This is a genomic window from Streptomyces sp. NRRL S-350 (assembly GCF_000719705.1).
Taxonomy (GTDB): domain Bacteria; phylum Actinomycetota; class Actinomycetes; order Streptomycetales; family Streptomycetaceae; genus Kitasatospora.
In genome coordinates, this window is sequence record NZ_JOHO01000003.1 from 13,110 (window position 1) to 30,166 (window position 17,057).

Here is a 17,057-nt window from a genome sequence, read left to right on the forward strand (position 1 = left end):
TGCCGGGGTGAGGGAGTGGGAAGTCGGGCCGGCCGACTTCCCACTCCGCCGTGTCCCGGCACCTGCGCGCCGCCCCGCACCGGTTCGCCGCGCCGCCACCAGCTCCGCCCCAGCTCCGCCACCAGTTCCGCCCCAGCCCAGCCCCCCGCTCACCCGAAGGCGGCCAACAGCCGCTGCTCCTTGCCGGGTTCGATGCCCTGCCGCACCGCCGCCCCCGGCCGCCCCTTGCGTCCGTCGCTGTCGGTGTCCTCGACCGGCCCGCGGGCCTGCAGCCACTCCCAGGTGTCCCGCGCGGTCTCCTCGAACGGGCGGCAGCGCAGCCCGGCCGCCTCGGCGCGACCGGTGTCGGCCAGCCAGACGCCCGCCAGTTCGGGCAGGTCCGGTGCCCAGAACGGGAGTTCGCTCCACGGCTCGACCCGGTCCGGACCCTCGGCGAGCAGCGGTCCGTCCGCGACCCACACCAATTCGGTGTCCGGGGCGCCCGCGACCGCCCGACAGGTCTCCAACCACTCGCCGAAGCGCAGCCGTCCGGGCGGCGCCGTGGTGACGAACCGGCCCGCCGTCCGGGCCGTCAGCAGGTCGAGGCCGAAGGCGGCGAAATCCCTGACGTCGATCACCTGCATGGATCGCTGCGGATCCCCCGGGGCGAGCACCCGCCCGCCGCGCGCCATCCGTTCCAGCCACCAGGGCAGCCGCCCGCCGATCTCGTACGGTCCGATGAGCAGTCCGCTGTTGAGGACCAGTGAGCGCTCGGCGCCGAACCACTCCAGCACCGCCCGCTCGCAGCCGGCCTTCAGGGCGCTGTCGAACGGTTGGCCGGGCGGGGTGTCGGCCGGGCAGGGGTGCCGCGGGGAGTCCTCGTCGATCACCCGCCCGGGCCAGTCGGCGAAGGCGTGCACCGAGGAGACGAAGGTGTAGTGGCCGGCCTGCTCGCGTAGCAGTCGCGCGGCGAGGGCGGCCTGGGCCGGCTGCTGGGCGGAGGTGTCGACGACGGCGTCCCAGCGGCGGCCGTCGACGAGTCGGGCGAGGTCCTCGGCACTGTCGCGGTCGCCCCGGACGGCCTCGACGCCGGGCAGGTCGGCGGCGCTGCGGCCGCGGTTGAAGGTGGTCACCTGGTGGCCCCGGGCAAGGGCCTCGGCGGCGTAGGACCGTCCGAGGAAGGACGAGCCTCCGAGCAGAAGGATCTTCATACCGGCCACCTTCTCCCGGCCGTCCCGCTCGTACGCCTTAATTCGCGGTGGGCAGAGGCCGCGGGGCGTCCGATCCGACATGCCGCCCGATCCCGGCCCACTTAGCATCCGATCTGTACCGATTCGACCCTATTCGGCAATGGGAGAGCAACAGCATGGTCAACCCGGCACCTGTGGACCCGGTCACCGTCCGCGCGACCGCCGCCGAAGCCTGGACGCGCGCCCATCCGATCCCGCGCGCGCATCCGATCCCGCGCGCCCACCGCACCCACCGCACCCACCGGGCGCCCCGCACCTGCCATGCCCCCGCCGCCCAAGCCCCGGACGGCGCGGACGGCGAGGCCGGTGGCTCCCCGCCCTGCCGCGCCCACCCCCTCCCGACGCCCCACTTCCCATCGCCCTGACCGACCGTACGAAGGACCCGCGATGAACCAGCCCGAGCTGGAGGCCCTGGCCGCCGACGCGTACGTCTACGGCTACCCGCTGGTCGCCGGCCTCACCATGGTCGACCGCTTCACCAGGGGCGGCCTGGGCACCCTGCCCGCGGCTCCGTTCAACCACTTCAGCCACGCCACCCGGCTGGCCGGCCCGGCCGACGACTTCGTCTCGGTCAACAACGACACGGTCTACTCGATCGCCCAGCTCGACCTCTCCGAAGGCCCCCAGGTGCTGCACGTCCCCGACACCGGGGGTTCCTACTACGTGTTGCAGTTCATCGACGCCTGGACGGACAACGTCGCCTACCTCGGCCGCCGCGCCACCGGCACCGGTGCGCAGACCTGGCTGATCGTCCCGCCCGGTTGGCACGGCACCCCGCCGGACCCGGACCGCGTGATCGAGCTCCCCACCACCGTCGGCACCGTGGTCGGCCGTTTCGCCTGCGCCGGCCCGGACGACCTGCCCCGGGTCCGGGCCCTGCAGTCCGCTCTCACCCTGGAACCGCTGGAGCTGGGCGGCCTGGTCGCCGGGCTCCCGGAACCCGACCAGGACGTCCCCGAGCGGCTCGCCTTCTTCGAACGCCTGCGGGTGTGGATGCAGGCCTTCCCGCCGGCCACGGCGGACATCGAGTACCAGCGCCGCTTCGCCCCGCTCGGCCTGCTGGACGACGGTGCCTCGCCGTACCGGGCGGCCGCCCCCGAGTGGACGCTCACCCTGGCCAAAGGCCTCGCCGCCGGACGCGAACGGGTCGAGGACGCCACCCGCCCGCCCGAAGACCACCCGCCCGGCGAATGGCGCTCCGCGCTCCACCTCTTCGACTACAACACCGACCACCTGGGGCCCGGCACCCTGGACGACCCCGAGTGGCGCATCCCCGACCGCCGCGCCGCCTACCTCAGCCGCGCCGCCGCCGCGCGGGCCGGCCTCTGGGGCAACCACGCCTACGAGGCCTCGTACGCGATGACGTACGACGACTCCGACGGGCGGCCCCTCAACGGCGCCAACAGCTACACGCTGCGCTTCGAACGGCAGCCCCCGGCCGAGGCCTTCTGGTCCGTCACGATGTACTCCGTCCCGGACTACTACCTGGTCGAGAACCCGATCGACCGCTACTCGATCGGTGACCGCACCCCCGGCCTGGTGTACGGCGACGACGGCTCCCTCACCCTGACCCTCCAGCACGACCAGCCCGAGGACCCCACCGCCGCCGCCAACTGGCTCCCGACCCCGCCGGGCGAATTCCGCCCGATCATCCGCCTCTACCAGCCGAAGCCCGAGGTCCTCGACGGCACCTACCAAGTCCCCCCGATCCACCGGGCCTGACGCCCACGGCACCTGGCCCGCCCTGCCTCGGCGGGCGCCCGCTAGTGCCCCGGTGTCGATGCCGGAGCCGGCGCCGGCGCCGATGCCGATGGCGATGCCGGTGCCGATGCCGTGGGCGTCCCCGTCGGATGCGGTGTTGCACTGGCTGTCCGGCTCGGCGTCGGCGTGCCGGAGGGAGTGGGAGAACCCGTCGGTGCGCCGGACGTGGGTGCGGCCGTCGGCGAGCCGGGTGCCGGTGGGCCCGACGGTGACGGCGTGCCCGTGGCCGTCGGTGTGGAGCCGGCCGTCGGCGAGGCGGACCCCGACGGGTCCGCCGGGGCGGAGGTGGAGCCGCCGCGGTTGTGCGGGCCGCCTTCCAGCGTGACCACCGCCTGTGAGGGCGGCAGGGCGATGCGGGCGGTCCACTGCGTCGTGGGTGCCAGGTCCTCGTCCACGGTGACGATCACGGTGATCCGCTGGCCGGGCGCGAGCGTGCCGGAGTCACGGCTGAGCCGGAGCCAGCCGGCGTCCGTCACGGCGTGCCAGTGGACCTCGGTGGTGCCGGAGTTGGTGAGGGTGAGGACCGTACGGCTGCCGTATTCGCCTGCCTCGACGGTGAGCAGCCCGGCCGGGGCGGGTTCGGTGGTGCCGGGCTCGGAGGCCCGTTCGACCTGGGGGGCCGGGGCGGCGACGAGGGTCGGGCTGCTGAGCGGGGTGGCGCCGTGGGCGGGGACGGGGACCACCGCGCCCTGGAAGGTCAGCCGTGGAAAGCCAGGAAGCAACGTTTCTGCACCGCCGATGCCGGCCCCACCCGCGCCCGCCAGCTCCAACCCCGGCATTCCCGGCGCCCCCGGCGCCTCCTGCCCCAACGGGACCCCGGCCGCCGCCCAGGGCTGCGGCGGTCGCTGCCCGACCTCCCGGCCGGCCTCGTCCACCCGCACCGCCGACACCGAGGCCGCCGACCCCGGTCCGCCCCCGCCCCGGTGCCCGGCCCAGAGCGCGATCACCGGCGCCGCCAGGACGGCCGCGAGCACCCCGGTGGTCACCACCCGCCGACGGACCGCCAGCCCGCGCCCCGCGTCCGGCGCCCGGTGGCGTGGGAAGCCGCCCTGGTCGAACCGCAACCCCGGCTCCGCCCAGGCCGGAGCACCCACCGGAGCACCCGCCGAAGAAGGCACGGAGACCGAAGAAGGCACGGAGACCGAAGAAGGCACAGCGACCGGAGAAGCCCCGGAAACCGGAGAAGCGCCGGAAGCCGGAGAAGGCGCGGGAGCCGGAGCCCGCAGCAGCGGCAGTCCCGACAGCCCTGCCGTGCCCTCCGCCGCCCCGCCGGCCACCCGCTCCGCCGTCCCCCGGCAGGTCGGGCAGTCCACGACGTGCTGCACCAGTTCCCGCCGCAGCGCCGGGCCGAGCACCCAGTCCCGCCAGGACTCCGCCCCGGCTCCGCCGAGCCGGTCCAGCTCCGGGCAGCTGCCCACGCCGAGCACCAGCAGCGCCGTCCTGGTCCGGGCGACTTCGGCCTCGGCGCCGGCCAGCAGTTCCCGGGTCCGCTCGAACGGCAGGCCCAGCACGGCCGCGACCTCCAGTGGGGTCAGGCGGTGCCGGACGGACAGTTCCAGCGCCTCGCGCTGCTCGGGGTCGGTGCCGGCCGCCTCCGGCCAGGCCAGTGAGGCCAGCTCGCGCCGTCGCCGGGCCGCCTCGGCCTCGCTCGGCTCGGCTCCGGACTCGCGCCCGGTGCCGGCCCCGGCCTCGCCGTCGGTACCGGTCCGGATCCCGGCCCCGGCCCCGGCTCCGTCCGCGAGCCGCCGCAGGCAGCAGTACCGGGCCAGCGAGAACAGCCAGGCCCGTACGAGCCCGGGCTCGGCCAGCCGGGCGCCGTGCCGCTGTGCCAGCTCGCGGGCCTCGCGCAGGGCGTCGGTGGCGGCGTCGTGCTCGCAGAGCACCGAGAGGCAGTAGGTGAACAGGCCGTCCACCTGCCGGTCGTAGGCCGCGAGCACGGCGGCGGCCTGAGGCCCGGCCGGCCCAACAGTTCGCGTTGTCACCCGTCCGACGGTAGAGACACCGGACGCCTCTCCCTCGCCATTCCCCGCGTATGTACTTCTTTCGGGTAACAACATCGCCCATCTGTGTGGACGCACGGCGAGCCCAGTGGCGGACGACCACCACTGCCGTACTCGAGCGCCGCCCTCGCACCCCGAGCCCCACGCCCGGGACCACGCCCGCGCCCCACGCCCCGAGCCCCACGCCCAGGACCACGCCCGCGCCCCGAGCCCCGAGCCCCACGCCCCGAGCCCCACACCCCGAGACCGCGCCCGGCCTCGTTGTCGTACCCAGGCGCTACCGTGGGCCGCATGCCTCCGCGTTCCAAGACCACCGCCAAGCCGCGCCCGGCGTACCGCTGCACCGAGTGCGGCAACCAGCTGCCCAAGTGGGTCGGCCGCTGCCCGGAGTGCAACGCCTGGGGCACGGTCGAGGAGTACGGCGCGGTGCCGATCCGGACGACGGCGGCCGGCCCGGTCAGCTCGCCCGCCCGCCCGATCGCCCAGGTGGACGGCCAGGTCGCGACGGCCCGCTCGACGGGCGTGCCGGAGCTGGACCGGGTGCTCGGCGGCGGGCTGGTCCCCGGTGCGGTGGTGCTGCTGGCGGGCGAGCCCGGTGTCGGCAAGTCCACCCTGCTGCTGGACGTCGCGGCCAAGGCGGCCACCGACCGGCACCGCACGCTCTACGTCACCGGTGAGGAGTCGGCCGGCCAGGTCCGGCTGCGGGCGGACCGGATCAACGCCCTGTCCGAGCACCTCTACCTCGCCGCCGAGTCCGATCTCGGCGCCGTGCTGGGGCACGTCGAGGCGGTCGGCCCCGGCCTGCTGATCCTGGACTCGGTGCAGACCATCGCCTCGGCCGAGCTGGACGGCGCCCCTGGCGGCCCGGCCCAGGTCCGGGAGGTGGCGGCCGCGCTGATCCGGGCGTCCAAGGAGCGCGGCATGGCCACCCTGCTGGTCGGCCACGTCACCAAGGACGGCCAGATCGCCGGCCCGCGCCTGCTGGAGCACCTGGTGGACGTGGTGCTCAGCTTCGAGGGCGACCGGCACGCCCGGCTGCGCCTCATCCGCGGCGTCAAGAACCGTTACGGCGCCACCGACGAGGTGGGCTGCTTCGAGCTGCACGACGAGGGCATCGTCGGTCTGGCCGATCCGTCCGGCCTCTTCCTGACCAGGCGTGACAAGCCAGTGCCCGGCACCTGCCTCACCGTCACCCTGGAGGGCAAGCGCCCGCTGGTGGCCGAGGTGCAGGCGCTGATGGTGGATTCGCAGATCCCGTCGCCGCGCCGCACCACCTCGGGTCTGGAGTCGCCCCGGATCGCGATGATCCTCGCGGTGGTCGAGCGGCACGGCGGGGTGAAGCTCGGCAAGCAGGACATCTACACCGCGACGGTCGGCGGGGTGAAGCTGAGCGAGCCGTCCGCCGACCTCGCGGTGGCGCTCGCGGTGGCCAGTTCCTCCACGGACACCCCGCTGCCCAGCAATCTGGTGGCGATCGGCGAGGTCGGGCTGGCGGGCGAGGTGCGGCGGGTGACGGGCGTGCAGCGGCGGCTCGCCGAGGCGCACCGGCTGGGCTTCACCCACGCCCTGGTCCCGCCGGACCCGGGCAAGGTGCCGCCGGGCATGAAGGTGGTCGAGGTGGCCGACATCGGCGAGGCGCTGCGGGCCATCCCGGGCCGTCGCCGGGCCGCCGCCAAGCCGCGCGGCGACGCTCGTGCGGAGGCCCGTGGTGGGGGCCGTGCGGAGGCCCGTGGTGAGGCCCCGTCGGCGCCGCCCGCCCCCCGCTCGGCGCCGGTCGCGGCCTACCCCGAGGAGCTGATGGACGGCTGGGAGCCGCTCGACTCCGACGAACTGCGCTGACCCAAGCTCTGCCGAAGCCACACACAGTTAGACTTTCCCCAGTCTCATTGGCCAGAAGGCAGTACCGAGCGGTACTGAGCGACAGAGCAACAGACCGCGGACCGGCGCACGGCGCGAGGCGCGGCACGGGGTCGACCGGAGGAGTCACGTGGCAGCCAGCGACCGGGGGGCGGACAAGGCCTCCCGTGAGGAGGCCCTGCTGCGGGCCTCCCTCACCGCCATCGCGCCCGGCACGGCGTTGCGTGACGGCCTGGAGCGGGTCCTGCGGGCCAACACCGGCGGCCTGATCGTGCTGGGTTTCGACAAGGCGGTCGAGTCCCTCTGTACCGGCGGCTTCGTCCTGGACGTCGAGTTCACCGCCACCCGGCTGCGCGAGCTGTGCAAGCTCGACGGCGCGGTGGTGCTCGACAAGGACATCACCAAGATCGTCCGGGCCGGCGTGCACCTGATGCCGGACTCGACCATCCCCACCGACGAGACCGGCACCCGTCACCGCACCGCCGAGCGGGTCAACCGGCAGACCGGTTATCCGGTGGTCGCGGTCTCGCATTCGATGCGGCTGATCGCGATGTACGTCAACGGCACCCGCCGGGTGCTGGAGGACTCCACCACCGTGCTGTCCCGCGCCAATCAGGCGCTCGCCACCCTGGAGCGCTACAAGCTGCGCCTGGACGAGGTGGCGGGCACGCTGTCCGCGCTGGAGATCGAGGACCTGGTGACGGTGCGCGACGTCACCGCCGTGGCCCAGCGCCTGGAGATGGTCCGGCTGATCGCGACCGAGATCGCCGGCTACGTGCTGGAGCTCGGGATCGACGGGCGCCTGCTCTCGCTGCAGCTGGACGAGCTGATCGCGGGTGTGGAGCCGGAGCGCGAGCTGGTCGCCCGGGACTACTTCCCGGAGCGGGCGGCCAAGAAGGGCCGGACGGTCACCGAGGTGCTGGCCGATCTGGAGGCGCTCACCCACGCCGAGCTGCTGGACCTGCAGACGGTCGCCAAGGCGCTCGGCTACTCGGGCACGCCGGAGTCCCTGGACTCCGCGGTCTCGCCGCGCGGTTACCGTCTGCTGGCGAAGATCCCGCGCCTGCCCAACACGGTGATAGAGCGTCTGGTCGAGCACTTCGGCGGCCTGCAGAAGCTGCTCGCCGCCAGCATCGACGACCTGCAGACGGTCGAGGGCGTCGGCGAGACCCGGGCCCGCTCGGTCCGCGAGGGCCTGTCCCGCCTTGCCGAATCGTCCATCCTGGAACGCTACGTCTGACCCGCCGGCCGGCGGCGTACACCGGTCGGCGGACGGCCTCCGGGGAGATCCCTCCCCGGGGGCCGCCGTCTTTCCCGCTGCGGCCCGGTGACACCGGAGCCCCCCGGCCGCACGGCGACCGGGGGGCTCCGAACCGAGGTGACCGGCCCTCAGTTGTCCAGTCGGATCGAGGTCCGCGCCGAGACCTTGTCGCCGGTGAGTCCGGTGAGTTCGGCGAGCACCACGTAGGTGCCGTTCGCCGGGGCGGTCTGGTCGGTGGTCGCGCACTGCGGCTTGCTGCGGCTGCGGTCCCAGGTGAAGGTCTCGGTCTGGCTGCCGTTGGCGGCCAGCTGTACCCAGATGCTGCCGCGGTCGGCGGGGCAGTCGCCGGAGGACCAGACCCGGTCGCCGTTGCTGGCGCTCACGGTGATCGCGGAGGCGGCCCGGCCGAGGTCCACCCGGCAGTTGGCGCCGGAGGAGTTCTTGACCGTCAGGGCCAGCTTCGGCTTGTCCTTGGGCTGGTATGAGTTCTGGGTGCCGGCCAGTTCCAGGGCGACCTGCGAGGAGGCGCAGACCGGGAGCGCCATGATGTCGGGGGTGTTCACCGGCGGGGTGCCGCCGGAACCGCCGGTGCCGCCGGAACCACCCGATCCGCCCGAGCCGCCGCTCCCGCCCGCCGTTCCGCCGCCGGCTCCGTTGCCCGCTGCCGGGCCGCCGGCGGGGGCCGGGTTGGCGCCGGTGCCACCGCTGAGGTTGACCTCGGTACCGCCGCCGCCGGCCACCGGGCCGCCACCGGGGTTGGACCCGCCGCTCCCGCCGCTGCCGCCACCGGGGCGCGCCGCAGGGCCGCTGGGCGAAGCGCCGGGCGTGATGGATTCGACCGGGGTCTGGGACTGGGACGGAACCGGCTGGGCGGTCTTGCTCCGTGATCCGCCGTCACCGCCTCCGCCCTGATCGGTCATCAGCCAGGCGATCAGGGCGATGACCGCCGCGGCGGCTACGAGCACGACGACGCGCCGTCGCCAGTAGATCGAGGCCGGCAACGGTCCCACGGGTTGACGCAGAGAGGGCACGACCAAACTCTACGAGACTGTGTGTGGCGATTGACTCACCAACACCGCACAGTCGTCCCTTCCTTCACATGATCCGCCATTTGATCCGTTCGAGGGAGCCCCGGACGGCTGATTCCCGCGGGAGTTCCGGCAAGACCCGGAGCGTCCTCCTCCACTTCGGCCGGGCCGGTGGGCATGGCAGGATCGAAGGGCCATGACTGCCATCACCGCCACCGCCACCGCCGCCGCCGTCGACGTCACCCGGGCCGCCACCGCCGACGCCCCCCGGCTGCCGATGCCCCTGCCGCTGTTCCACTCGACCGTCCTGGACTGGTACGAGGCGAGCAAGCGCGACTTGCCCTGGCGGACCCCCGACGCGACGCCCTGGGCGGTCATGGTGAGCGAGTTCATGCTCCAGCAGACCCCGGTCAAGCGCGTGCTGCCCGCCTGGGAGGCCTGGCTGACCCGCTGGCCGACCCCGGCCGACCTCGCCGCCGAGGCGCCGGGCGAAGCGGTGCGGATGTGGGGCCGGCTGGGCTACCCGCGCCGCGCGCTGCGGTTGCACGCCGCCGCCGTGGCGATCACCGAGGAGCACGGCGGCGAGGTCCCGGACGACCACGCCACGCTGCTGTCGCTGCCCGGGGTGGGGGAGTACACCGCCGCCGCCGTCGCCTCCTTCGCCTTCCGCCAGCGGCACGTGGTGCTGGACACCAACGTCCGCCGGGTCTTCGCCCGCGCGGTGACCGGCGTCGAGTACCCGGCCCAGGCCACCACCGCCGCCGAGCGCCGCACCGCCACCGTCCTGCTGCCCGACGACGCCGAGACGGCCGCCACCTGGGCGGTCGGCGTGATGGAGCTGGGCGCTCTGGTCTGCACCGCGCGCGGCCCGGAGTGCGGGGAGTGCCCGCTGTTCACCGGCTGTGCCTGGCAGCGGGCCGGCCGTCCGCCGTACGAGGGCCCGGCGCGGCGCGGCCAGTCCTACGAGGGGACGGACCGCCAGGTGCGCGGCAAGCTGCTCGCGGTGCTGCGCGAGGCGCACGGCGACGTCGGGCAGGCCCGGCTGGACGCGGTCTGGCCGGACGCGGTGCAGCGGGCCCGGGCGCTGGACGGCCTGGTGGCGGACGGCCTGGTCGAGCCGGTCGAGCAGGGCGTGTACCGCCTGCCCCGGTAGGGCGACGGGGTACGACCGCGGGCAACCGCGGCCGACGGCAGCCGAGCGCGACCGACGGCAGCGGAGCGCGACCGACGGCAGCGGAGCGCGACCGACGGCAGCCGTCCGCGGCCGAAGACCGCCGGCCGTAACCGAAGACCGCCGACCGCAACTCAAGACCGCAACCGACGGCGCCCCCGGGAGGACGAACCTCCCGGGGGCGCCGCGGTCGTACCGGACGGGCTGTCAGACGGCAGCCGCCTCCAGCGAGGCCTCGGCCGGCTTCTCGCCCTTGCCCGCCCCGCGCAGCGGCACCTCGCGCAGGAACACCGCGGCGGCGATCGCGATCACGGCGACCCCGGCGCCCCACAGGAAGACGGTGTGCATGCCGTTGGCCACCGCGTGGTGGTAGGCGTCCTGGATGTTCTCGGGCAGCTTGCGCAGGGCGGCCGGGCTCATCTGGCCCGGGTCCTTCACGCCGCCGCCCGCGGTGGCCTGCTCGCCGAGCTTCTCCTTCATGGTGTCGGCCACCCGGTTGTTGAACAGCGCGCCGAACAGCGCGACCCCGAAGGAGCCGCCGATGGTGCGGAACAGGGTGGCGGTGGAGCTGGCCACGCCCATGTCCTTGAGTTCGACGCTGTTCTGCGCGACCAGCATGGTGATCTGCATCAGGAAGCCCATGCCGGAGCCGAGCACGACCATCCAGCAGGCCGAGGTGAGGCTGCTGGTCCCGGTGCCCATGGTGGAGAGCAGGACGAGGCCGCCGGCCATCACGATGGTGCCGATGATCGGGTAGATCCGGTACTTGCCGGTCTTGGTGACGGCCTGGCCGACCACGAGCGAGACCACCAGCATGCCGAACATCATCGGCATCAGCAGCAGGCCGGAGTTGGTGGCCGAGGCGCCCTGGACGATCTGCTGGTAGAGCGGCAGGAAGACGGTCGCGCCGAACATCACGAAGCCGACGACGAAGCCGATGACCGAGACCAGGGTGAAGTTCCGGTTCTTGAACAGGCTCAGCGGGAGCATCGGCTCCTCGACCCGCTGCTCCACGTAGCAGAAGGCGATCAGCGAGGCGGCGGCGAGCGCGGCCAGGCCGAGGATCTCCTTGGAGCCCCAGGCGTACTGCTGGCCGCCCCAGGTGGTGATCAGCACGAGCGAGGTGATGCCGACGGTGAGCAGGACGGCGCCCAGGTAGTCGATCTTGGCGCTGCTGCGGACCTTCGGGAGCTTCAGGGTGACGATGACCAGGGCGAGCGAGACCACGCCGAGCGGCAGGTTGATGTAGAAGGTCCAGTGCCAGCTCAGGTGGTCGGTGATGAAGCCGCCGACCAGCGGGCCGCCGATGGTGGCGAGGGCCATCACCGCGGCGAACATGCCCTGGTACTTGCCGCGGTCCCGCGGCGGGACCAGCGCGCCCATGATCGACATGACGCCGACCATCAGACCGCCGGCGCCCAGGCCCTGGACGGCGCGGAAGCCGATCAGCTCGTTCATGTTCTGCGACAGGCCGGACAGCGCCGAGCCCACCAGGAAGATCACGATCGAGGTGAGGAAGGTGCCCTTGCGGCCGTACATGTCGCCGAGCTTGCCCCAGATCGGGGTGGAGGCGGCGGTGGCCAGGGTGTAGGCGGTGACCACCCAGGAGAGGTGCTCGGCACCGCCCAGGTCGCCGACGATGGTCGGCATCGCGGTGCCGACGATCAGGTTGTCGAGCATGGCCAGCAGCATGGTGACGACCAGGCCGACCATGACGAGGCGGATCTCGCGGGGTGACCGCGGCTGCTCCTCCTCGGCCGTCGTGTCCTCCGGTGCCGGGCCGGCGGTCTTGGACTGTGACATGAGGTGGATCTCCCGGAGGGGTGGTTCGGACGGAGCGTCGCGCCGGGCGGCGGTTCACTTACTTGTCGCCCGGCTAGTTTTAGTAATCGTCGGCACGGTAAGTTGTTCCCTAGCCGGTCGTCAAGCCAGTTTTCCGACCGAGCACCTGGGCAGGGAGAATGTTGCCCGGGGCGGACGCCACCGGGAGTCCGCAGCAGTCACCGACGCAGTCATGAGGCAGGCCATGGGCACTCCGCACAGCCCCCGCAGCGACACCCGGGCTCGCATCATCGAGGTGTCGTTGGAGCTCTTCTCCGAGCAGGGCTACGAGCAGACCTCGCTGCGCGAGATCGCCGACCGCCTCGGGGTGACCAAGGCCGCGCTCTACTACCACTTCAAGACCAAGGACGACATCGTCCTCGGCATCGTCGAGCGGATGGCCGCGCCGATCGACGAGACCATCGCGTGGGGCCGCGAGCAGGCGTGGAGCCCGCGGATGCGCGACGAGCTGATCCGCCGCTTCGCGGACGGGATGGCCGAGCGGGCCCCGCTGCTGCGCTTCTTCCACGAGAACCAGCCCGCGCTGCGCGAATCCCCGGCCGGCCTGGCCTTCCGGGACCGCATGATCACCATGATGCAGCTGGTGCACGGGCCCGACGCGGACTTCACGGACCGGCTGCGGGCCGCGATGGCGCTGTTCACCGTCCACTCGGCGCTGTTCCTGCTCAAGCAGGACCACACGGACGGCTCCCACGCCGAGAACGTCTGGGGCGAGCCGCTGGACGCGGCGACCACGCTGGACGAGGCGATCGGAGCGGCCCGGGACGTCGCCCTGGAGATCGGCGGCCGGATCAGCCACCCGGCCCCGGCCGCGTCGGCCTCCCGGTAGCGCGCCGGCTCTCCGGTGCCGCGCCGGCCCTCCGGGTCGCGCTGAGCCGCGCCCGGCTCAGCGCGCCGGGCGCCCGGCTCAGAAGTTCGTGACGCCGTGTCCCGCGAGGTAGGCGATCGGGTTGACCACCGCGCCGTAGCGGTTGCTGGTGCGGATCTCGAAGTGCAGGTGCGGCCCGGTCGAGTTGCCGGTGCTCCCGGACAGCCCGATCCGCTGGGCCGCCGAGACGTGCTGGCCCGCCGAGACCGCGACCGAGGACATGTGCGCGTACTGCGCGAAGCGCCCGTCCGCGAGCCGCAGCACGACCTCCTTGCCGTACGCGCCGTCCCAGCCGGCCGACACGACGGTGGCGTTGCCGACCGCCAGCAGCGGCGTGCCGGGGGAGACCGCGAAGTCCACCCCGGTGTGGTAGCCGGCCGCGTACCCGCGATTGGCCACCCCGTACGGGTTGCTGGTCGGTGCGTCCGGCACCGGCGCGGACCACTCGGGTGCGGGTGCGGGTGCGGGTGCGGGCGCGGGCGCGGGCGTCGGTTCGGGCTGGGGTGCCGGAGCGGCGGCGGGCTCCGGTTCGGCGACCGGGGCGGGCGGTCGGAGCGGCAGCAGGTTGGCCGCCACCGCCACGAACTGCTGGGCCTTTTCGCCGTCCCCGGGCAGCCGGTACGGGCTGGGCCCGGCCACCTGGACCACCCCCGGGTCCGGCACCTCCGCCCGCGACGCGGTGAAGGCCGAGCTGCCCGGGGTGGTGGGCAGGACGGTCTGCGCCGTGGCGGTGCCGGGCGAGGCCACCAGCAGCGCGCTGGCGAGCAGCGCCGCGGTCGCCCCGGCCACGACCAGTGCGTGGTCGTGCTCGGCGCGCTGGCGGCTGCCGGGCAGCGTGGCGTGCCGGGGCGTGGCGAGCACGCGCAGGGGCGCGGCGTGGGTACGGACGGCGTGGCCGAGCCGGGGCTGCCAGGCCGCCGCCTGGGCCGCCGTGCGGGCGGCGAGCCGGCGCAGGGCCGGCCCCACGGGCGGGACGGTGGACATCGGTGGCCGTTACCTCACGGTCGTACGGGGGCAGCACGAAAGGGCCCGTTCGGGGCGCGTGCTGAGCGGGGGACCACTCAGGTGTAACGGTCACGGAGCGCACGCCCAAACCGACCGACGTACTACGGCGGGTAGTCGGCGTGGTGGCGGACGTTCGAACGGGCGGAGCGATGATCACGCGATCGCTGGGCTTGCGTCCGCGCCGGGGCGGTCGGAGTGCCCGTCCCGCCCGCTACTACCGCCCGTCGTACCGCGGCGGAGGCCTGTGACCAGAGCCACGCACCGCAGGGGCCCCGCCCGGGCCCGCTGGGGGCCGCTCGGGTTCCGCTGGAGCCCCGCCCGGGTCCGCGGGGGCCGCCGGGGCCTGCCCGCCCCCAGGAGGGCCGTCCGGGCGCGCAAAAGCGTCCGGCCCGCCCCCGCGCGGTGCGGGGACGGGCCGGACGTGGAGTTGTCAGAGCTGCCTGGTCACAGGCCGATCGCTACCCGAGGTGCGAGGGGCGATCAGTTGTCGACCGGGCGGACCCGGATCCAGGTCTCCAGGTAGTTCGAGGACTCGTTCTCGACCTCGATGCTGGTCCCGGTCTTCGGAACGTCGACACCGCTGTACGGGTCGTCCGCGGACCACCACGACTTCAGGTCCGAGAACTCGTCGACACCCTTGGCCTTCGGGGTGACGGTCTCGACGCCGGCCTTGTGCAGGGTCAGCGCCGGGACGCGGCGCGAACCGAAGGTGGAGTCGAAGCCCTGCATGCGCGGACGCATCAGGGAGCCGTCGGCCCACTTCAGCGGGGCCGGGTGCGAGTCGACCGGCAGGACCAGGCCGTGGCCCGGGTGGGCGCTGACGTTGTTGTCGGTCTGCGACGCGTCCCAGTACCAGATCAGCAGACCGGGCTGGTACGCGTAGTGCTCGACCCAGCCCGGCTTGTCGGCGAAGCCGAAGTTGTACGGGCCGGTCTTCAGGGTCGCGTCGAACGAGACGTACTGCTTGTTCTCCGCGATGTAGTACTGCGCGTAATCCTTGGTGAACGAGCCACCGAAGCGGGTGAAGCCGGTGGCGGCCCAGCCGTTGTCGGACTTCTCCACGTCGTCGCTGAACACGGTGGCGCCGTCGGCGGTCACGGTGATGTCGTCCAGCGCCAGGCCACGGTAGTGCAGGCCGCCGTCGGTGGTGTTGTGGTAGCGGAACTGGACCTTCTGGCCGGCGTAGGCGTCCAGGTTGAAGGACAGGTCGCCCCAGGTGGCGGCGAGACCGTTGACGGCCGGGCGGCCGTTCTCCTTCGGGAGCGGGGCGCCGTTCCAGGTGCCGTCCACGACGGTCCAGGTCTTGCCACCGTCGGTGGAGACCTCGCCGAAGGCGTAGTCGAAGTCCGGCTCCAGCTCGTACCAGGCCTTGGCGTTGATGGCGGCCTTGGTCTTGCCGGTCAGGTCGAGCTCACGGGTGAGCGTGACGTTCAGGTTGTCGGCGCTGCCGCTCCACCACTCACCGGTGCCCGCGAAGGGCTTGTTGATCTCGGTGGTGATGCTCTTCTTCGGCAGGTCGACCATGAGCGCCTGCGGCAGGTTGGTGTTGTACTCCACCGGGCCGATGTGGTGGGTCGACTCGGTGCCGGCCTTGGCGTGGTCGACCTTCAGCCAGCCGAGCTGGTACTTGCTCCAGGCGTCGAGGTCGTTCGGCATGTCGCCGATGTTGTCCTTGCCCTCGCCGAGCCAGGAGCCGGAGGACATCAGCGACCAGAAGCCGACCGAGTTGTCGATGCCCTTGCCGGCGGTGTCGTAGAGGTCCGGCAGACCGAGGTCGTGGCCGTACTCGTGGGCGAAGACGCCGAGGCCGCCGTTCTCGGGCTGCATCGTGTAGTCGCCGATCCACAGGCCGGTGTTGCCGACCTGGACGCCGCCGAGCTTGTTGCCCTCGGGGCCGGCCTGGCCCGTCAGGTTGCCGTAGACGTAGGAGCGGTGGGCCCACAGGGCCTTGCTGCCCTGCTTGCCGCCGCCGGCCGACTTGTCCTCACCGGCGTGCACGATCTGGAAGTGATCGATGTACCCGTCGGGTTGGTTGAAGTTGCCGTCGTGGTGCGAGCCGTAACGGTCCCACTGGTCGTACTGGGCCAGCGTCGCCTTGATCTGCTCCGGCGTCTGACCCTTGGCCAGCTGGTCCTTGTTCCAGATGTCCACGGCGTCGCGGATCAGGTCCTGGGCGCTGGCGCAGACGTTGGAGCCGCAGTAGTCGGAGCCGTAGCGGGCCTCGTTCCACGGCACCCGGACCCAGTCCGAGACCACGCCGTCGACCGAGTAGCGGCCCGAGGACTGCTTCTCGTAGAAGGTCTTCAGCGAGGGCTTGTCCTTGGAGAAGTACAGGTCCTGGTAGTGCTGCTGGTTGTAGTCGGCCTGCCAGGCGGTCGAGTTGTTGGTGGTGCGGTCCGGCTGCGCGATCTCGTTGTGCTTCGGGCCGGGCTCACCGCCGTACTTGACCTTGCCGTCGGCGGTCTTGGTGGTGTTGTCCACCTGGTCGCCGAAGTCGACCAGGATGGTGAAGATCTTGTCCGTGCGCTCGCGGGCGAGCTCCACGTACTTGTCCTTGCCGAGCTTCACGCTGGTGCTGCCGTTGTGCTGCTCGACCTCGGCGGTGCCGTTGAGCAGCTTCTCGGTGGCGGCCTTCTGCTCCGCCTCCACCTTCGCGGTCAGCGGGCCCGGAATGTTGTGCTCGGTGTTCTGCTGGACGGCGTCAGCCGGGTCCTTCGGCGCGGGGGCCGAGCCGGCCGCCACGGCGGTGCTCGGGAACAGACCCGCGCCGAGCGCGACTATGACCGCCGCGGCCGTCGCGGCCGCAGCGGTTCTCCTGGTGTTCTTCAACGGTGTGACGTCCTCCCCGACCGGGGCCAGCTCTCAGCCAAAGCCCGGCAAACCAAAATGAAAGACAGGTGAACGTCATTTGATACAAGCGCGCATGGAAAAGATAGATCTTGACCATGACATGGTCACGGCGCTATGCTCCGCGACTTCCCATCAGCTGACCATCTGTCAACCGTATGTTCCTTAAACCTGACTGAGAAATCGAG

At 72.8% G+C, this 17,057-nt stretch carries 11 protein-coding genes; 5 read left to right on the forward strand and 6 right to left on the reverse strand.

The window, feature by feature from the left end; genetic code table 11:
- Positions 1–149: 149 nt before the first annotated feature.
- Positions 150–1,190, reverse strand: a complete 1,041-nt coding sequence (locus IF30_RS0103915; RefSeq protein ID WP_030231963.1) for an NAD-dependent epimerase/dehydratase family protein — start codon at positions 1,188–1,190, stop codon at positions 150–152.
- Positions 1,191–1,616: 426 nt separating this feature from the next.
- Between IF30_RS0103915 and IF30_RS0103925 the strand changes: the two genes are divergently transcribed.
- Positions 1,617–2,951 carry a DUF1254 domain-containing protein gene (locus IF30_RS0103925; protein ID WP_030231967.1) on the forward strand — a complete coding sequence of 445 codons (1,335 nt, stop codon included), beginning with the start codon at positions 1,617–1,619 and terminating at the stop codon, positions 2,949–2,951.
- Positions 2,952–2,992: 41 nt separating this feature from the next.
- Here IF30_RS0103925 and IF30_RS0103930 read toward each other — a convergent pair whose 3' ends face one another.
- Positions 2,993–4,972, reverse strand: coding sequence for a BACON domain-containing protein (locus IF30_RS0103930; protein WP_158834731.1), 1,980 nt, complete (start codon positions 4,970–4,972; stop codon positions 2,993–2,995).
- A gap of 309 nt (positions 4,973–5,281) precedes the next feature.
- On the opposite strand from IF30_RS0103930, the gene radA reads away from it, so the two are divergent.
- Both radA and disA read left to right on the forward strand, forming a co-directional pair.
- A complete protein-coding gene (gene radA / locus IF30_RS0103935) occupies positions 5,282–6,829 on the forward strand; it encodes a DNA repair protein RadA (RefSeq protein WP_030231971.1) in 1,548 nt (515 codons plus the stop codon).
- Between the two features lie 199 nt (positions 6,830–7,028).
- Positions 7,029–8,087, forward strand: coding sequence for a DNA integrity scanning diadenylate cyclase DisA (disA, locus tag IF30_RS0103940; RefSeq protein WP_030231972.1), 1,059 nt, complete (start codon positions 7,029–7,031; stop codon positions 8,085–8,087).
- Between the two features lie 149 nt (positions 8,088–8,236).
- Here the strand turns inward: disA and IF30_RS47505 are convergent, their stop codons facing one another.
- Positions 8,237–9,139, reverse strand: a complete 903-nt coding sequence (locus IF30_RS47505; RefSeq protein ID WP_030231974.1) for a hypothetical protein — start codon at positions 9,137–9,139, stop codon at positions 8,237–8,239.
- A 274-nt stretch (positions 9,140–9,413) separates the two neighbouring features.
- Between IF30_RS47505 and IF30_RS0103950 the strand changes: the two genes are divergently transcribed.
- Positions 9,414–10,289 carry an A/G-specific adenine glycosylase gene (locus IF30_RS0103950; RefSeq protein ID WP_107054327.1) on the forward strand — a complete coding sequence of 292 codons (876 nt, stop codon included), beginning with the start codon at positions 9,414–9,416 and terminating at the stop codon, positions 10,287–10,289.
- A 225-nt stretch (positions 10,290–10,514) separates the two neighbouring features.
- On the opposite strand, the gene IF30_RS0103955 is transcribed toward IF30_RS0103950, so the two are convergent.
- The gene (locus tag IF30_RS0103955) at positions 10,515–12,110 is read right to left on the reverse strand and encodes an MDR family MFS transporter (protein ID WP_030231977.1); all 1,596 of its coding nucleotides are present in this window, start codon (positions 12,108–12,110) and stop codon (positions 10,515–10,517) included.
- Positions 12,111–12,321: 211 nt separating this feature from the next.
- Here IF30_RS0103955 and IF30_RS40950 point away from each other — a divergent pair, with 211 nt between their 5' ends.
- Entirely contained in the window at positions 12,322–12,978 is a 657-nt protein-coding gene (locus tag IF30_RS40950; protein WP_234322577.1) for a TetR/AcrR family transcriptional regulator, read from the forward strand.
- A 78-nt stretch (positions 12,979–13,056) separates the two neighbouring features.
- Here the strand turns inward: IF30_RS40950 and IF30_RS43215 are convergent, their stop codons facing one another.
- Both IF30_RS43215 and IF30_RS0103970 read right to left on the reverse strand, forming a co-directional pair.
- The gene (locus IF30_RS43215) at positions 13,057–14,001 is read right to left on the reverse strand and encodes a M23 family metallopeptidase (RefSeq protein WP_051709178.1); all 945 of its coding nucleotides are present in this window, start codon (positions 13,999–14,001) and stop codon (positions 13,057–13,059) included.
- 501 nt (positions 14,002–14,502) lie between these two features.
- Positions 14,503–16,851, reverse strand: coding sequence for an immune inhibitor A domain-containing protein (locus IF30_RS0103970; RefSeq protein WP_037898946.1), 2,349 nt, complete (start codon positions 16,849–16,851; stop codon positions 14,503–14,505).
- Positions 16,852–17,057 lie beyond the last annotated feature (206 nt).